Source organism: Blautia sp. DFI.1.216 (assembly GCF_020594215.1).
GTDB lineage: Bacteria > Bacillota > Clostridia > Lachnospirales > Lachnospiraceae > Blautia_A > Blautia_A wexlerae.
Genome location: NZ_JAJDML010000026.1, coordinates 35,249 through 52,486 on the forward strand (window position 1 = coordinate 35,249; position 17,238 = coordinate 52,486).

A 17,238-nucleotide genomic window follows, 5' to 3' on the forward strand; every position below is an offset into this window, starting at 1 on the left:
CCGCAGGATCATTTCCTGCTAGAGCGTGTCTGAAAAAGGCTTTCTGCAAGATGTGCGTCACAATTTGTGGGATATTTTGCCCGGATGAGGGCGCCGTAGCGGGCTACGGCAACTGAATTCGGGTGAAATATCCCGCAAAGTGGGGCGTGCAGATTGCGGGAATGATTTTTCAGACACGCTCTAACCCCCAAGATTACATTTTCACTTTTCGCAGCATCTTCTGACTGCAAATATAACAAAAATAATAACCTCTACACCTGTTGTGCCAAGTAGCCCGATAACCACTGTTCACTCCGTTCACAGCAGCCTGACCACTTAACTTTGTTACTGATATCTATTATATAATTGCATTCAGAAAATTACTTGTGTTATAATAGCAAAAAACAGTACAATATTCACTTTTTCTGTTTTAATCATAAAATTTCTGTAAATTTTGTAAGGAGGAAAGTTCTTTTGCATGATTTAGACCATAATGAAGACCGTCCAAGAGGCACTTATGAGTTTCCATTTGAGTTTCATCACATCGATCATACACATCCCAGATATGTCATGTCTTATCACTGGCATGTGGAATATGAAATAATTCGTATTCTGGAAGGTTCTCTTACTGTCACTTTAGACGAAAAAAGTTTTACAGCAGTTAAGAATGATGTCATTTTTGTACATAGTGGAATCCTTCATTCAGGAATTCCCCATGATTGTGTATATCAGTGCATTGTTTTTGATATGAACACTTTTTTGAAAAACAATCCTGTATGCGGAGAATATATCCAGAAAATCCTGCATCAGGAAACAATGCTTTTTCCACATTTTTCAGATGAACATCCACAGATTCTGAACTGTATTTCTGTTCTGTTTGATGCCATGTATGAAAAAGATACCGGATATGAGCTGACTGTATTTGGACAATTTTACCACTTTTTTGGTTTGATTTTCAGTAATCATTACTTTATCGAAAATCCTACCCGAACGCGCAGAGACTATAAACGTATTCTCCAGTTGAAGCAGGTTCTGGAATTTATCGAAAAAAATTATGCCAATCCTATCACACTTCAGGAACTGTCTGCTTCTGTCTCTATGTCACCGAAATATTTCTGCAGGTTCTTTTCGGAAATGACCCATCAGACTCCTGTGGATTATCTGAACAGACAAAGAATTGAAGAAGCCTGTTTACAACTGGCGGCTACTGATGATTCAATCACAGAAATTGCTTACAGGAACGGATTTAATGATCTGAGTTATTTTATACGTACCTTTAAGAAATATAAGGGCATGACTCCCGGGAAATATAAACGAAGATAAATCAGTACATCGCAAAAAGACCAGAACAGCTCTCTTCAAAACTGTTCTGATCTTTTTAATACTCCTTCGCAACTGTCTGGTGCCTTCAACAGCGGACTGCCAAATAGTTGTCATCCATCTTACAATATTTCATTTAACACAGACTGACCATACTCTGCCAGACTATGGTCTTCTTCTCCTGTACCGCCGCTGATTCCAAGTCCACCGATAATTGTATTTCCGGACTTCAGCGGAATACCGCCGCCGAAAATAACGATTTTTCCACCATCCAGCTTGTCAACGCCATAAAAGGTTCCTCCGGGCTGTGCGATCTTCGAAAGTTCCATTGTAGACATCTTCACTGCCACTGCAGTATAGGCTTTCTTCATTGCCACATCGAAGCTTACAAGGAATGCTCCATCCATCACATGGACCGCAACCGGATTTCCTTCCGGATTGCAGACCGCGATTACCGCACGCTGCCCTCTGCGCACAGCTTCCTGCTCCAGTCTCTCGATCAGTTTCTTCGCTGTATCCAATGTTATCCTGCTCTGAATTCCCATTCGTTTAAGAACCTCCTGGATGACGGCTTCATTGATATCTGCCGTCTTTTTTAATACATCTGTATTACTGTCGGACGGTTCCGGCAATGCATCTGTATTATTATCAGACGTTTTCGCCAATGCACCCGCATGATCATCAGACAGTTCCACTGAAAGATCAGAGTAATACTCTATATATCTCGCCAAAATATACAGATAATCCGAAAGGCGGTTAAGAAATCTCTTACTCTCTGTATCTGCGCCAAACTTCACGCTGACCTGTGCAAGGCAGCGCTCTGTTCTTCTGGCAACAGTACGTGCAATATCTATCTCTGCAGCCAGTCGGCTCTTTCCTGTAAGCTTCTCCGGAACAGGCTTTTCGCACAGTGCTTCCAGTTTATCTGTTTCCGCCTCCAACACTGCTGTTTCCTTTTCACTGACTTTACAGTCACGATCATATGGGTTACTGACTCCCGCTGCGATCAGATCAAGATTCTTTTGAATACGTTCAAGAAGCTGAAGTATTTCTGACTGACGGAGCATACTTTTTACAAGTTCAATATGACTATTCAGTTCATCAGCCTCACCCATAAGGCGGATACGGTCATCAGACTTGGAAATATTACCGGCATGAGCCATATCTGTAATTCCTCTGTCTCCTCTTTTTGTATAAATACTCATCTCTTCTCCATCTCCTGTATCTGATTTCAGCGGCAGTCAGCATCTGCCGGAAATTATTGTCTTCATTTTCAGAATGACCATAATTTCGTATAAATCTTTATAATATCTTCTTTAGTCGGAACTCTCGGATTATTCACTGTGCAGGCATCTGCAAGTGCTGCGTCTGCCATCTTGTCAATTGCTGCAAAATATTCTTCCGGTGCAATTGTTCCCAGTTCCTGAATCGTCAGCGGAATATTCATCTCTTTCTGCATAAACTGAATCCAGTTTACCAGAGAACGGACCGTCATTACTTTATTATAATTGCTCAGTCCGAGAATGTGCGCAACATTGGCGTATCTCTTTACAGCCGGAAGATACTCTTTCTGGCTCTTACTGTGCTTATTGATATCAGAATTAAATTCTACGATATGCGGAAGCAGCATAGCATTTGCCCTTCCATGCGGAATATGGAACATTGCTCCCAGCTGATGAGCCATGCTGTGAGTGATTCCAAGACCTGCTGTATTAAAGGATAAACCAGCCAGACAGGAAGCTACATGCATTTTTTTACGCGCATGCATATCACTGCCATCCAGATATGCTCTCAGCAGGAATACTCCGCAAATTTCAATCGCTTTCTCCGCAAGTGCAGAAGAGAATTCATTATGTGCAGTACTTACGTATGATTCCAGCGCATGTGTAAACACGTCCATACCAGTATCCGCTGTGATGGCCGGCGGAACACTCCTTACAAGTTCTGCATCCAGAATTGCTTCATCTGCTGTAAGGCTCTCTGAGATCAGCGGATATTTTACATGTGCTGCAGTATCGTTTACTACTGCAAAAGAAGTAACTTCTGATCCGGTGCCACTTGTCGTCGGAATTGCGATCAGACCTACTTTTCCGTAATTGTTGATCTTCAGTGCAAATTCTCTGATTGCCTTGGAAGAATCAATCGCAGAACCACCACCGACTGCAACAACTGCTTCCGGCTGATATTCCAGGAACTTCTTTACCCCTTCTGCAATCTTGTCCACAGGTGCATCCGGCACAACGTCATGGAAAATATCGTATTCAATATCTGCACTGTTTAAAGGAGCAGTGATCAGATTGATCATTTTACTTTGTACCACAAATGGATCTGTTATAATGAGAACCCTTTTATACGGGATCTCTTTTAATCTGTCTAATGCGTTATCCCCAAAATGGATCGCGGTTTTCATCTCAAAAGTATTCATTGTATCATACTCCTATTTTCTTTGTCAGACAGGATATAGGCATTTTACATTAAATTTCTCAAAGTGCTTCTTCCAGCGTTCTGTCGGTTCTTTGTCCGTCACTATAATATCTACTTCTTTCATGCTTCCAGCTACGGAAAACGCTGTCTGATCAAATTTAGAACTGTCAACAACCAGAATTTTCTTTCGTCCGGAACCGATCATCGCTCTCTTGGTAGAGCCAAAAGCTTCCTGAGATTCCATAATCCCCCATTCCAGATCCAGTGCCTTACACGAAAAGATAACCTTATCTACATAATAAGAACGTATGGATTCGTCTGTCTTTGATCCAAGAAAAGCCAGATATCCTTCTTTCATTACGCCTCCGGTGGAGATAATGTTCCACCCGGATACATCAGCTAACTCCAGAAGTATTTCCATGGAATTGGTAATTACGGTAAGACGTTCTTTTTCCTTTAATGCTTTCGCCACAAAAACTGCCGTAGTACTCGCATCCAGGAAAATATGATCTCCGTCTTTCACAAGGGAAGCTGCAAGTTCAGCCATTTTCTGCTTTCCTGTAACATTCTGGTTCTTACGTACATTAAAAGGCAAATCAATGCTTACATCCTCATTGATCACAGCACCGCCATAACTTTTTATCGCAAGTCCTTCCTTTTCAAGTTTATCCAGATCACGGCGTATGGTCTCTTCAGAGACATCATAAAGCTGGCTCAGCTCGCTGACCACCACCCGCTTTTCTGCCTGTAATTTTTCGAGAATCAGATTTCTTCTCTCCAGTGCAAGCATATCTTTGCCCCCTTTTTTTGAGAAATTTTTTATGAGTGTCAGGGTCAGAAACTTCTTACCCCGGATATTATAAAATACTGTCGATCATTCTTCTGTCAGGATGTGCGATAACGGAAGAATCCAGGTACATACCCTTGGCAGCTACAAGTTCTTTTGCCCTGTCAATGGAAGCCTCTACCGCAGAAACTTCACCGGTGATCATCATATATGATTTTCCGCACATACCTTTGGCAATACGAAGTTCTATCAAATCTACGATCGCAGTCTTAGCTGCCTGGTCTGCTGCTTCGATAATGGAAGCTGCATCATAAGTTTCAAGAATTCCCAGCGCACTGATATCTTCTACCTGAGTAGTTCCGTAAATTGCCGGGAAAATGGATTCATGCGGATTGCCCAGCACAAAGCTGTCAATGCATTTATCCTCATATGTAGTTACTGCCGTATCAACGGCGGCCTTTACCGCACTTAAGTCACCGGTAATAATTGCAATATATTTACCAGGACATACGGTCTGTGCCTCGACGATCTCTACCTCAGATGTTTTTACCATAGCATCTGCTGCAGTAACGCCTGTAGATGTGGTTTTAAATTCAATCATTCCGATTGCTTTACTCATTTTGTGCACGTCCTTTCTACTTTACTGCAATAATAATGTAACGGTCTGTTACTTCTGTTACTTTACCGCTGACAGAAGCATGAATACCAACGCTTAAGCCCTGTGCCGGCTGTGCGATCATCTGCCCTCTTGTTACCTCATCACCGGCTTTGACCACTGCCTGTGCAGGTGCTCCGATGTGCTGGCTCAATAATATCCTTACTTTCTTAACCTGTACAAGTTCTTCTTTCAGAGGAGCATCCTTGTCATATCTCGTAAGACCAAGTCGCGCCATCAGACGTTCTTCCGGAACCTTACGGTATTCTCTGGATTCCTGTACCGGTTTCGGCTGTACACCCTGCGGAGGACGGATACCTGCTTTTCTCAGACCGCCCTTCATATCTGCGAGAAGACTTCTCGGTGCAAGACTCTGCGGACATGAGTACATCTCACATACACCGCAGGAACTGCAGAAGGAAGCATCTATATATGGATTCAGGTCTCTGAAATCATTATTTGATGCAGCTCTCATAAATTTCGCCGGATCGATCGGATGTCCCAGATTATGTCTCGGACATAAATCTGTACAGGTATTGCACTGGCAGCAGATAGATGCTGCACGTTTTAAATCTATGGAAGAAGTCCGCTGCTTCTTCGCTACAATAAGATGGTCTTTTGGAAGGACCAAAATCGCATTTGTTGTCTTTGTCACCGGATCTGAACCATTTCCGATACGCCCCATCATCGGGCCGCCTACGAAATAGACAGGATCCTTTACTGTTGTGCTGCCTGCCTGTGCTACCACTTCCTCCAGAGTACATCCCAGGGGAACTCTCACTGTAACAGGATCACTTACTTCTGCAACAACAGATACATATTTGTCTGTAACCGGCTGCTTCTCTTCCACAGCACGATATACATTGTATACAGTTTCAACGTTAAATACAGCTACTCCCTGCTCGATCGGCAGTCCTCCCGGCCGTACTACTCTTCCGGTTGCCTCATAAATAAGTACAACCTCATCTCCCATCGGATAAACTTCGTCCAGAAGATGCAGCCTCATGCCAGGAAATTCTTCAATATGCTGATTTAATGCATGAATTGTCTGTACATAAGACTTCTTAATTCCAATAATTGCTTCAGAAGCACCAACCGTCTCCTGGATCATATGGAATGTTTTCATAATTTCATATGCGTGTTTTTCCAATAACTGTCTGTGTAATTTCAGTAATGGTTCACACTCTGCACAGTTCATAAGAATGGTATTAGCCTTGTCTGTAAGCTTCATATAAGTAGGGAATCCGGCTCCGCCGGCACCTACCACACCATTCTGCTGTATAATATCCTGTAATTCTTTGATTTCCATGGCGTTACTCCAATCCTGCACCGTCATCAATAATACCGACAATTGCGGCATCTACCGGTGCTGTTTCTACGCCGCAGCCTATTCTTGCTGCGCTTCCCTGTGCCACCAATACATATTCACCAACTCCGGCTCCGATCATATCGATCGCAACCAGCTGGCTCAGGTCGCCTTTCATATGATGCACAGGCTCGATAATCATAAATTTACTTCCAATCAGCTTCTCACTCTTTCGTGTGGATACCACACTTCCTACAACTTTGCCTACGATCATATGAGCCTCCAAATTGTTTCTGATAATAATATTGGGGGCAAATACTTCTGCCCCCAATTAACGCTTAAGGGTTTCTGTTCAAAAACCTTATCGTGCAGGCACGAACGGCTTTTTGACCTTTGGCCCCCGATATTATTTAATTATTGTTACGGTAGTGCCTGTAGCAATCTTTGCTGCATTTGCTTCATCTGTATCAATATGCATTTCCAGTGTAAAGCTGTCGTCTACACGGATCTTGACCTGATTGAAGATGGTTCCTCTCTCATTATCTGCCTTTACTGATACGATATCGCCGTCCTTCACACCTGCAGCCTGTGCATCTTTCGGAGACATGTGTATATGGCGCATTGCCACGATACATCCCTCTTTCAGATAAACTGCTCCTTTTGGACCTACGATTGCGATTGGTGCACTTCCTGCAACGTCTCCGGATTCGCGAACCGGAACATTCATTCCAAGCTTAATGGCATCTGTCGCAGATACCTCAACCTGTGAAGCTTTACGCACCGGTCCAAGGATTCTTACATTCTCAATGGCACGAAGTTTCAGTCCCACAATGGTAACTGTTTCATTAGAAGCAAACTGACCTCCCATCAGCTCTTTCTTCTTCGTAAGCTGATATCCGGGTCCGAACAATGCTTCTACATGTTCCTGTGTCAGGTGAATGTGTCTTGCGGAAACCCCGATGGGAACCATGAATCCATCGCCTTTTTTTTCATTCTGATTGATTGCCTGAATGACCATTCTGGTAATCAGTTCAATATTATTAGATTCCAAGAATACACCTGCTTTCTGTCAAATATGACGGATTATAACCATCCGGCAGTCTGCTGTGCAGATACCGGACAGTTACGATGGATTACTATTTTAATACAGGCAGGATTTTCTCTACATCTGTATGTGGTCTTGGGATTACGTGTGTAGCAACTAATTCACCAAGTCTGGATGCTGCTGCGCTTCCGCTTTCTACTGCTGATTTAACAGCTCCTACATCTCCACGTACCATAACTGTTACAAGTCCGGATCCGATCTTCTCTGTTCCTACTAATGCTACGTTAGCAGCCTTGCACATCTGGTCTGCTGCTTCGATTGCTGCTGTAAGTCCTCTGGTTTCTACCATTCCTAATGCTTCCTGTGTCATAACTTTTTCCTCCTTATGAGATACTGTTTCCTTTATCTGTTCTTTCTGGGATTCTGTTTTATTTGCTGTTTCTGCCGCCGTATCTGCCGTCTGAGCTTTTACTTCCGGTTTTGAAGAAATTTTTGCTTTCGTTCTTCTTGGAGCGGCTGCCTTTTTAGGGGCATTTTTATCTGCTTCCGGTTTCTTCTCTTCAGCCATTATTCATCCCCCTGATTGTTCTTCCAGCGACTTGCACTTAATTCCACCATTCTGACGATTTCTTCATGGGGACGTGCAATTACTGCATAACTTACCGGTTTCTTGATCGCACCTGTCGCTGCTGCATTTACTGCTTCTGTAACGGCAGATACATCGCCTTCAACTATAATAGTAACCAGTCGTCCGCCCAGCTTACGTTCCCATGACGCCAGCTCAACGTCTGCAGTTTTGCACATGATGTCCAGTGCATCGATTGCTGCAACGACACCAGTGATTTCTATAAATCCATATGATTTACTCATGAGCGAACTCCTTTTTTACACTTCTCAATCTGCTGGTCAGATGCTTGGAAGGATTTTCTCTACGTCTGTATGAGGTCTCGGAATTACATGAGTAGCAACTAATTCGCCAAGTCTGGATGCTGCTGCGCTTCCGCTTTCTACTGCTGCCTTAACAGCTCCTACGTCTCCGCGTACCATAACTGTTACAAGTCCGGATCCGATCTTCTCTGTTCCTACTAATGCTACTTCAGCTGCTTTTGTCATTGCATCAGCTGCTTCAATTGCTGCTGTAAGTCCTCTGGTTTCTACCATTCCTAATGCTTCCTGTGCCATTTCTGCTTCCTCCTGAATCTACAAATAAATATCTGATTATATTTTAACTGATGCCCAATGGATATGCAACTGCTAATCCTTATCCAGGGCGCTGATCTTCAGCATTTTTTCCGTTCCCTCTTCCGGGTTCGGGATCACATAATGCTGTACCACACCAGTCATTCTGTTTGCAACTTCCATGCCTGCTTCCACAGCCGCTGTAACATCAGTTACACTTCCTCTGAATTTAATGCAGACAAGGAGCGGTACCGGCAGGCTGTCAGCATTGGCTGGTTTGTTTTTATCAAAAACCTCCAGGCGGACATTTGCTGCCTTACATCCGGCATCGCCTGCTACAAAGGCTGTCGCCAACCCGAATACCTCTAAAATTCCTACAGCTTCTGCCATTTCTTTTCTCCTCTATTGCCAGGCTTATTATTTGTTGCTACTGTTCACAGCAATACTCTTTGCGGGATATTACCGGTGAACAGTAACTATTTGTTTACAACTGCGATCTTAAGTCCTGTCATTGCCAGGTTTGTCTGAAGAGCTTCATTGATCTGCTCTAACGGGAACTTATCTGTGATCAGTTCAGACATCGGAAGACCAATTGCTTTTGCTCTCTTAAGGAAATCAAAGGTTGTTACATAATCTCTCAGAGTATATACCCAGGAACCAACCAAGTTGATCTCTTTGGAGCAGAGGTCAAAGTGCGGATTAATTGTAGCATCTCCACCATTGATGAAGAAGCCAAGTTCACAAAGACCACCACCATTGCGGATAAATTTATAAATGTTTGCATGAGCTTTCGGGTTTCCTGTGCACTGGAATGCGAAATCTGCAAGATGTCCGCCCTGAGCTTCTTTTACAGCTTCTGTCAGTGCTTCGATTCCCTTAAAGTTCATGAAGTTAACGCTTGTGTCTGCACCCATTCTCTTGGCAAATTCAAGACGTTTCTCATTTCCGTCTACTGCGCAGATATGTTCAACCCCCATAGTACGGAGTACTGCAATGCAGATCAGTCCGATTGGTCCGCAGCCCTGAACAACTACTCTGCTGTTGAAACGAAGAATTCCTGTTGTTTTTGCTCTCTCTACTGCATGTACAAGCACTGCACATGGCTCAATGAGAATTCGGGAATCCAGATCCAGATCACTTACATTAAAGAATGTAGTTCCGAAGTTTCCGCCTCTTAAGAAGATGTAATCAGAGAACCATCCGTTGAGATGTACATCATCGTCAGGAAGAAGTCCGTATACATCAGCTCCGCCTACGTTCTTCTTGTTCAGGTCAAACATTGTAATATCAGGATCATCCTTGAAGATCATACAGGTAACAACTTTGTCTCCAACCTTTACAGGTTTTCCTGCTGTGTCAACTTTAACATTCTTACCCATTGCCACGATCTCACCTGTACCTTCATGTCCAAGTGCTACCGGGATCAGGTTAAACGGATCTCTCTTAAATTCGTGTGCATCTGTACCGCATACGCCGCATCCTTCAACTTTAACCAGGATATCATCATCTCCGATTGGCGGGATTGGATATTCTTTGATGTCAAAATGCTCTTTCTCAGTTAATACAGCTACTCTGGCTGTCTTCGGGATTCCAGTTGATGCTGCCGGTGCAGAAGCTGCTGCCGGTGCATTTCCTGTCATGCCGGAGAGAACCTGTTTCACGATTTCTTCTATATTTACATTATTCATGTCCATGTTCTTTCTCTCCTTATATCAATTCTTATCGAATACAGAGACTGTCTGCCATTACGCAGCGTCTTCTCTTGGTGAATGTGCTTGCGCATGTAAGGCCTTCACCTGTACGGCTTGCAATGGTAAATGTACAGTAGCCTTCACCGCCAAATCCCAAAGCTGCATAAGACGGTGCATTCTTAACAAGAATTGCTGTATCAATTGCTTTCGCATATTTTGTAATATTATCAATATTCTTTGAATGAATATGTGCGGAATGACGATTGCCATGTTCTAACCAGACTGCCTGCTCTACTGCATCATCAAAATCTCTTGCTCTTACAACACCGAGGATCGGCATCATCAGCTCAGTAGTGATCAGAGGGTGTTCCTTTGGCCCCTCAAATACGATACAGCGGATATTGGCAGGTACATTTACTCCGATCATGGAAAGGAGTGTTCTTGCATCCCGGCCTACGCATTTACGGTTCAGCTTTCCGCCTGCCAGAACAACTTCTGTAAGTTTGTCCTGCTCTTCCTTAGAAGCAAGATAGCAGTCATTCTCAGTTACAAGATAGTGCATCAGCTCATCTACGATAGAGGAAACTGCTACGATCTCTTTCTCGGCAATACATGGAAGATTATTATCAAATGTACATCCGTTTACAATATCTGTGGCTGCTTTGCGGACATCAGCGGTTTCATCAACCAGTGCCGGAGGATTTCCGGCGCCTGCTCCGATACCACGTTTACCGGAAGAAAGAACTGCAGTTACAACTCCAGGTCCGCCGGTTGCAGCGATAAGCGGGATGTCTTTATGTTTCATCATCACATTGCTTGTCTCAAGTGTAGGTTTCTCTACAGTAACTGCAATGTTGTCAGGACCACCGCACTCTAATGATGCTTCATTTAAAAGATTGATTGCATAAATGGAAGTTTTGATCGCTGCAGGATGAGGATTGAATACAACTGTATTTCCTCCTGCAAGCATTCCCATTGTATTACATAAAATTGTTTCACTTGGGTTGGTACATGGAGTGATCGCACCGATCACTCCAAAAGGTCCCATCTCGATAAGGGTTAATCCTCTGTCTCCGGACCATGCAGTTGTTGTAATAACTTCTGTTCCGGGAGTCTTGTCAGCTACAAGATGATGTTTGAGGATCTTGTCCCCAACATTTCCCATACCTGTTTCCTCCACGCCCATACGAGCCATTACTTCTGCGTTTTCTTTTATTTTCTTACGGATGCAGGTAATTATTTTTTCTCTCTGATCCATGGACATCTTCTTTACGATAAGCTGTGATTTCTTCGCCGCTTCAATCGCATCATTCATTTCTTTGAAAATACCATGTTTACCAGTCGGAGCGTCTGCAATCTGCATTTTTGCCATTACTTCCTGTACAATTTCCTGTACCATATTCTCATTAATTGGCATGAGACTGTCCTCCTTGATTATCGGTCATCTATACTCTTATTTCATTCCTAACTGAGCCATTACCTGTTTTGTGATCTCAGCAACTAATTCAGCTTCAGATTTGTCTGCTGTTCCTGCTGCCGGCTGGGAATCTCCGCCGCCTACGAAATCATACTGATATCCAGGGAATTTCTTGAATTCGCCGTCATGACATGCGCCGCCGCAGTTATGGCAGTTATGGCCATCTTTATTCAGGCAGAGGTTTGCAGGATGCTTGCCTGCCATACCGAATTTACGGCGGATTTCATACAGTTTCTTAATGTTCTTCTCATCAAATTCCTTAGGTCCGCCAAGAACTTTTGACTGATACAGAAGCTGTGCGTAGAACTCAACAGATTCCATCTTCATGTAAGCTGCGTTTAAGTCTGTGCTCCATGTCAGTGCTCCATGGTTCTCAAGAAGAACTGCATCGAAATATGGAAGGTATTTCTCAAGATTATCCGGAATCTCCATTGTAGATGGTGTACCGTATTCAGCGATCGGAACGCATCCAAGTGAGATAACTGCTTCAGGCATGATCGGCTGTGTCAGCGGAATACCTGCAATTGCAAAAGATGTTGCATAAATCGGATGAGCATGCACAACAGAACCTACGTCCGGTCTCTTCTCATAAACTCTCATATGCATTTTGATTTCAGAGGATGGTTTGAATCCCGGGTTAGCCTGGATCACATTTCCTTCTCTGTCTACTTTACAGATATACTCCGGTGTCATAAAACCTTTGGATACACCTGTAGGTGTGCAAAGAAATTCGTTGTCGTTCAGTTTTACAGAGATGTTACCATCGTTTGCAGCTACCATGTTGCGGCTGTAGATTCTTCTTCCGATGTCGCAGATCTGTTTTTTGATTTCATATTCGTTTACCATGCTCATTTTCCTCCTTAAGGCATTGATATAGTTTTTGACGTTTCTACCTGTGATTTTACACTATCGGTCATAAAAAGTCAATACATTTCCGTTGTTTTATGTTGTTTTTACGGGTTTTATTGTGTTGTTTTTGTTTGTTTTTTTCTTTTTTTATTCCAATAATCGTATCAGATGCAAAAAATACCTCATCCACCGATCTGACAGTCCAGACCGCAGACCGCATGTACTGCCTTTTTTAATGTTTCCATATGTTCTTTGGACGGTGGTTCCACATTTCCCATCAGATATGGTCTGCCAAGTCCCTCATATTTATCCTGTCCAAGTCTGTGATACGGAAGAAGATGAATCTTGTCCACTCCGGGAAGTGTGTCTGCAAACCTTGCAATCCCCTGGATTTCCTCCACTGTATCATTAAATGTGGGTATCACCGGTACACGGATTACCAGCCTGGTTTTACCGGAAAGCGCCACTTTTCTGGCATTTTCCATCATCAGTTCATTGGAACGTCCTGTAAATTCTTTATGTTTCGCAGGATTTGTATGTTTAATATCCATTAAATAAGTATCCAGATACGGTAAGATTGTCTCAATCGTCTCCCATTTTGCACATGCCATACTCTCGATCGCAGTAGAAATCCCTCTCTCTTTGGCAGCTCTCAGAAGTGCTCCTGCAAATTCCGGCTGACAGAGACATTCTCCGCCGGAAAGAGTCATACCTCCGCCCGAGCGGTAATAGTATACCCTGTCTTTCTCAACTTCTTCAATCATCTCCCTGACTGTCACATCACGTCCGATGACCTTGTCTTCTCCCTGCACTTTCATTGTCTGGATCTTATATTCCTGAGATTCCGGATTGCAGCACCATTTGCACCGCAGGACACAACCTTTCAGAAATACGATCGTCCTTATACCCGGTCCATCATGAATAGAATATTTCTGGACATCAAACACTCTGCCCTTTGTATCCAAATAGTCCATGCTTTTCCTTTCTTATTCTGTTATCCATACATCCTCTGCCCGTCACTTTTACTTCCTGCAAAAAACGTCTGGATCAGAAGCCCTGTTCTGTACGACGGATGATGTCATCCTGAAGGGAACGGGAAAGTGTCGTAAACAGTGCACTGTAGCCTGCTACGCGTACTACCAGATGTTTATATTTCTCAGGATGTTCCTGTGCATCCAGCAGTGTCTGCCTGTCAACTACATTAAACTGCATGTGCATTCCCTTCTGGTCAAAGTATCCGCGGATCAGTGCAACGAATTTCTCCAGTCCCTCTCTTCCTGAAAGTGCGGATGGGTGAAATTTCTGATTAAAGAGTGTTCCGTTGGATACAATAAAATGATCCAGTCTGGATACGGAAGTTGCCGCTGCCGTAGGTCCCTTTACATCCTTGCCCGCAGATGGCGAAACGCCGTCTGCAACAGGTGTGTGTGCATATCTTCCATCCGGCGTCGCTCCTGTCTGTCCGCCCAGCGGTACATTTGCAGATACAGGATACAGACCTGCCTGGAACTTTCCGCCTCTTGGATTGTTATACTTCTGAAGCGGTTTGGAATATGTATAGGCAACTTCTCTTGCAAAATAATCAACTTCCGGAATATCATTTCCAAATTTCGGAACTTCATCGATCATATCGTGGATTTCTTTGAATCTCTGTGTCTTCTGTTCACCCGGTTTCATCCCCATGAAAGTTTTCAGAAGTCCTTCTGCAGTGGAAGCATCCACATTTCTGCCTGCTTTCTGCATTGCCTTCATGATCATCTCTGTCATATCACCGGCGGACTGCGCATCCAGTCCTTTATCATAGTTCCATGCAAGAGCTTCCTTAAGTTCTTTCATAGATACTTTCTTATCCTCATAGACCAGTTTGCGGATTGCAAAAAGTCCATCTGCCATATTGGCGATTCCAAATCCCTGAGGACCTGTAAAGTTGTAAACAGCTCCACCTTCCTGGACAGACTTGCCTTCTTTCAGACAGTCATCTATCATACAGGAAAGGAATGGTAACGGACAGCGTTCCGCATGAGCTACATCAATAGCATTATCTGCATTCACCAGCAAGGAAATGCAGTATTCCATCTGTTTCTTATATGCGTCAAAGAATTCATCAAAGGTCTTCATCTGAGTGACATCGCCGGTGGGGATTCCCACCATCTCACCTTTATCCATACCATTCGAAAAAACAAGTTCCAGAGGTCTGCACATATTAAAGAATGCGGCATCATGCCACCCTTCTGTCTTACCGGCTTTCTGCGGTTCCACACATCCGATGATATTGTACTCTCTGGCATCCTCCAGGGATAAGCCTCTGTTCTGCAGTGCCGGAATAATCACCTCATCATTGTAATATGCAGGAAGTCCGATTCCTGTTCTCGTAAGCTCGGCTGCCTTTATCAGGAATTCATGCGGAGAACCATTCCACACTCTCACAGACAGTGATGGAGCCGGAAGATGCACATGCATGGATGCCTGAATACACATAACAGAAAGATCGTTAGTTACATCCTCTCCCTCTTTATTCTGACCACCTGCGATCAGATTCTGGAAAAGGCTATATCCTGCAAATCCTTCCGCTGAAGCCGCATCACGACATTTATTCAGGTCATTTAATTTAACCCAGATGCAATCCATCAATTCCTGTGCGAACTCTCGGGTAATAGTTCCTGCTTCCATATCCTTCTTATAATATGGATACATATACTGATCAAAGCGCCCCGGTGAAATAGAATGTCCACTGGATTCCATCTGAAGAAGCTGCTGTACAAACCAGAATGACTGACATGCCTCATAGAAATTCTGTGCACCCTTTGCCGGTACCCTGCTGCAGTTCTCTGCGATAACAAAAAGTTCCTGTTTTCTTACCGGATCACTTGTCTGTGCCGCCATTTCCTGCGCAAGTTTTGCATATCTGCCTGCATAATCGATCACCGCCTTACAGCTTAAAATCACTGCCTCAAGGAAGTGAGACTTTCTTGCATAATTACCGTCACCGACACTGCATCCATCCAGCTCTTTCTGAGCCTTCTCCATGATTCCCTCAAAACCGGTTTCCAGTACTTCCCAGTATTTAACTGTTACATGTCCTACACCATTGTAAAAATAATTTCCAGGTGTAAAAATATTGTGTTCAATTGCCTTGATTGCTTCCGGTGCCATATAGGAAGTTGCAAGTTCACTGGTTGTTTTCCCTTTCCAATACTTATCTGCCTCCTTAAGTTCGGCTTTGGTCTCCTCAGCAATCTCAAAAGGATCCGCAGTTCTGGTCGCAACTGTATCCAGTTCAGCTTCCAGCCACTCATAAGAGAACTCCGGAAATGTCTGACATCCCCTCGGCGCAATCGTACTGCTTCCGACAATCAGTTCATTGTCACGGATAATGATCGGAATGTTATGAAGAATATGCGCAAAAGCCTTTGCTCTGCGTGTGATGATCGGTTCTCCTTCTGTTTCCTTATAAGATTCTGTGATCAGCTTTGCTCTGGCTGATTCGATCACCGGCATATGTTCATACAATGCATCTACCAGTTTCTGAATTCTGGGAGACTTGGGAATATCTGATGTTTGAAATTTTTCCATGTTACTCCTTTCTCATGAATAAAAGCTGCACCCATACCAGACCCCAATACATTCCGGTATCATTCTGACAGCAATATCCTCCATGTTTTCATATAGATTCATTATACCTTATGGCTATCGCGAAGTCAACATAAATCAACATATATATCCCGAACTTTTATGTTGTTTTTTATTTGTTTTTTCTTCTGTTCTGGTTGTTTTTGTTTTGTTTTTATGATTGACATTTCATTTTTCTTCAGACACGTTAAAAGCAGCATATCAGGTTATGATCCATAACTCTGATATGCTGCTTTTTAATATCGTATATTGTTTTTTTCTGCATCGGATGACTTTAATGAGCATGCTTTTCCATCGATGCACTCCCATATATTCATATGCACTTAACTATTGTTTCCTGTTCTCTTTTTGTTCTCTGGCTTCTCTTACTTTCTCCCTCTGTTTCGTCAGATCGTAATAATCATCTGTAAGAACCCCATGTTTTCGCATCATATCAAACACAGTCTGCTGAGCAGGTGTCATCTTCATGCCAATAGAATTATTATAATCCGTAAGAACGCATCCTGTTTTCTCAATCAGCCAGAACAGCGGAGAATCATCATCCGGGATCATTTTCCAGATTTCGTTCTCTGTCCATGGAAGCAATTCCATCATTCCATGAAGATGTCCTCTGGGTATTCTTACGTAATCGCCGTCCGGCTTGATCAGACCGTCAGAAAAGTTCTCATCCTTAATTTTCATCTCATTTAACAGTTCTTCTGTTATCTTCATCCTCTTTTCCTCACCCTCGAGTATTGCTTTTTTCTATTATACGTTTCCCGCCAGAGTTACGCAAGTAAAAAGTCTGAATAGCCTCTTTCCTCAAAAATATATGTTACTGTTCACTCCGTTCTCAGTAACATAGCCAAAATTCATTCCAGATTGCCTGCGGCAATGGAATTTTGGCTTGTATGTCT

General features: G+C 43.3%; 18 protein-coding genes and 2 pseudogenes. 2 read left to right on the forward strand and 18 right to left on the reverse strand.

What is annotated here, in order from left to right:
• Window positions 1–8 precede the first annotated feature (8 nt).
• Window positions 9–113: pseudogene (locus LJE11_RS20380) on the reverse strand (DUF6783 domain-containing protein); the annotation flags it as partial.
• On the opposite strand from LJE11_RS20380, the pseudogene LJE11_RS20385 reads away from it, so the two are divergent.
• A pseudogene (locus tag LJE11_RS20385) lies at window positions 72–224 on the forward strand (DUF6783 domain-containing protein). The pseudogenes LJE11_RS20380 and LJE11_RS20385 overlap by 42 nt on opposite strands.
• Before the next feature lie 229 nt (window positions 225–453).
• Entirely contained in the window at window positions 454–1,302 is an 849-nt protein-coding gene (locus tag LJE11_RS11290; RefSeq protein WP_008705564.1) for an AraC family transcriptional regulator, read from the forward strand.
• Between the two features lie 119 nt (window positions 1,303–1,421).
• Here the strand turns inward: LJE11_RS11290 and LJE11_RS11295 are convergent, their stop codons facing one another.
• From LJE11_RS11295 to LJE11_RS11375, 17 genes are all read right to left on the reverse strand, one after another.
• Window positions 1,422–2,504, reverse strand: a complete 1,083-nt coding sequence (locus LJE11_RS11295) for a cob(I)yrinic acid a,c-diamide adenosyltransferase (protein ID WP_055053737.1) — start codon at window positions 2,502–2,504, stop codon at window positions 1,422–1,424.
• Window positions 2,505–2,572: 68 nt separating this feature from the next.
• Window positions 2,573–3,724 (reverse strand): 1-propanol dehydrogenase PduQ, encoded by a 1,152-nt coding sequence (locus LJE11_RS11300; protein ID WP_161276361.1) that lies wholly within the window; start codon window positions 3,722–3,724, stop codon window positions 2,573–2,575.
• Window positions 3,725–3,748: 24 nt separating this feature from the next.
• Complete coding sequence (locus LJE11_RS11305) at window positions 3,749–4,513, reverse strand: DeoR/GlpR family DNA-binding transcription regulator (RefSeq protein ID WP_055059883.1); 765 nt, start codon at window positions 4,511–4,513, stop codon at window positions 3,749–3,751.
• Between the two features lie 67 nt (window positions 4,514–4,580).
• Window positions 4,581–5,129: a BMC domain-containing protein gene (locus LJE11_RS11310; protein WP_008705571.1), complete on the reverse strand. Its 549-nt coding sequence runs from the start codon at window positions 5,127–5,129 to the stop codon at window positions 4,581–4,583.
• Window positions 5,130–5,145: 16 nt separating this feature from the next.
• Complete coding sequence (locus LJE11_RS11315) at window positions 5,146–6,474, reverse strand: 4Fe-4S dicluster domain-containing protein (RefSeq protein ID WP_022381347.1); 1,329 nt, start codon at window positions 6,472–6,474, stop codon at window positions 5,146–5,148.
• 4 nt (window positions 6,475–6,478) lie between these two features.
• Complete coding sequence (locus tag LJE11_RS11320; protein ID WP_008705576.1) at window positions 6,479–6,745, reverse strand: EutN/CcmL family microcompartment protein; 267 nt, start codon at window positions 6,743–6,745, stop codon at window positions 6,479–6,481.
• 132 nt (window positions 6,746–6,877) lie between these two features.
• Entirely contained in the window at window positions 6,878–7,489 is a 612-nt protein-coding gene (locus LJE11_RS11325) for a phosphate propanoyltransferase (protein WP_370792859.1), read from the reverse strand.
• Window positions 7,490–7,607: 118 nt separating this feature from the next.
• Window positions 7,608–7,886 (reverse strand): BMC domain-containing protein, encoded by a 279-nt coding sequence (locus LJE11_RS11330; protein WP_005427721.1) that lies wholly within the window; start codon window positions 7,884–7,886, stop codon window positions 7,608–7,610.
• A gap of 197 nt (window positions 7,887–8,083) precedes the next feature.
• Complete coding sequence (locus LJE11_RS11335) at window positions 8,084–8,386, reverse strand: BMC domain-containing protein (protein WP_008705580.1); 303 nt, start codon at window positions 8,384–8,386, stop codon at window positions 8,084–8,086.
• Window positions 8,387–8,422: 36 nt separating this feature from the next.
• Complete coding sequence (locus LJE11_RS11340; protein WP_008705581.1) at window positions 8,423–8,698, reverse strand: BMC domain-containing protein; 276 nt, start codon at window positions 8,696–8,698, stop codon at window positions 8,423–8,425.
• Window positions 8,699–8,770: 72 nt separating this feature from the next.
• The gene (locus LJE11_RS11345) at window positions 8,771–9,085 is read right to left on the reverse strand and encodes a BMC domain-containing protein (RefSeq protein WP_008705582.1); all 315 of its coding nucleotides are present in this window, start codon (window positions 9,083–9,085) and stop codon (window positions 8,771–8,773) included.
• Window positions 9,086–9,171: 86 nt separating this feature from the next.
• A complete protein-coding gene (locus tag LJE11_RS11350; protein ID WP_025580588.1) occupies window positions 9,172–10,389 on the reverse strand; it encodes a zinc-binding dehydrogenase in 1,218 nt (405 codons plus the stop codon).
• 25 nt (window positions 10,390–10,414) lie between these two features.
• A complete protein-coding gene (locus tag LJE11_RS11355; protein ID WP_025580587.1) occupies window positions 10,415–11,803 on the reverse strand; it encodes an aldehyde dehydrogenase family protein in 1,389 nt (462 codons plus the stop codon).
• 36 nt (window positions 11,804–11,839) lie between these two features.
• Entirely contained in the window at window positions 11,840–12,709 is an 870-nt protein-coding gene (locus tag LJE11_RS11360) for a class II aldolase/adducin family protein (protein ID WP_118330070.1), read from the reverse strand.
• A 185-nt stretch (window positions 12,710–12,894) separates the two neighbouring features.
• A complete protein-coding gene (locus LJE11_RS11365) occupies window positions 12,895–13,686 on the reverse strand; it encodes a glycyl-radical enzyme activating protein (protein WP_008705586.1) in 792 nt (263 codons plus the stop codon).
• A gap of 73 nt (window positions 13,687–13,759) precedes the next feature.
• Window positions 13,760–16,285: a glycyl radical protein gene (locus LJE11_RS11370; RefSeq protein WP_008705588.1), complete on the reverse strand. Its 2,526-nt coding sequence runs from the start codon at window positions 16,283–16,285 to the stop codon at window positions 13,760–13,762.
• Between the two features lie 384 nt (window positions 16,286–16,669).
• The gene (locus LJE11_RS11375) at window positions 16,670–17,053 is read right to left on the reverse strand and encodes a hypothetical protein (RefSeq protein WP_008705589.1); all 384 of its coding nucleotides are present in this window, start codon (window positions 17,051–17,053) and stop codon (window positions 16,670–16,672) included.
• Window positions 17,054–17,238 lie beyond the last annotated feature (185 nt).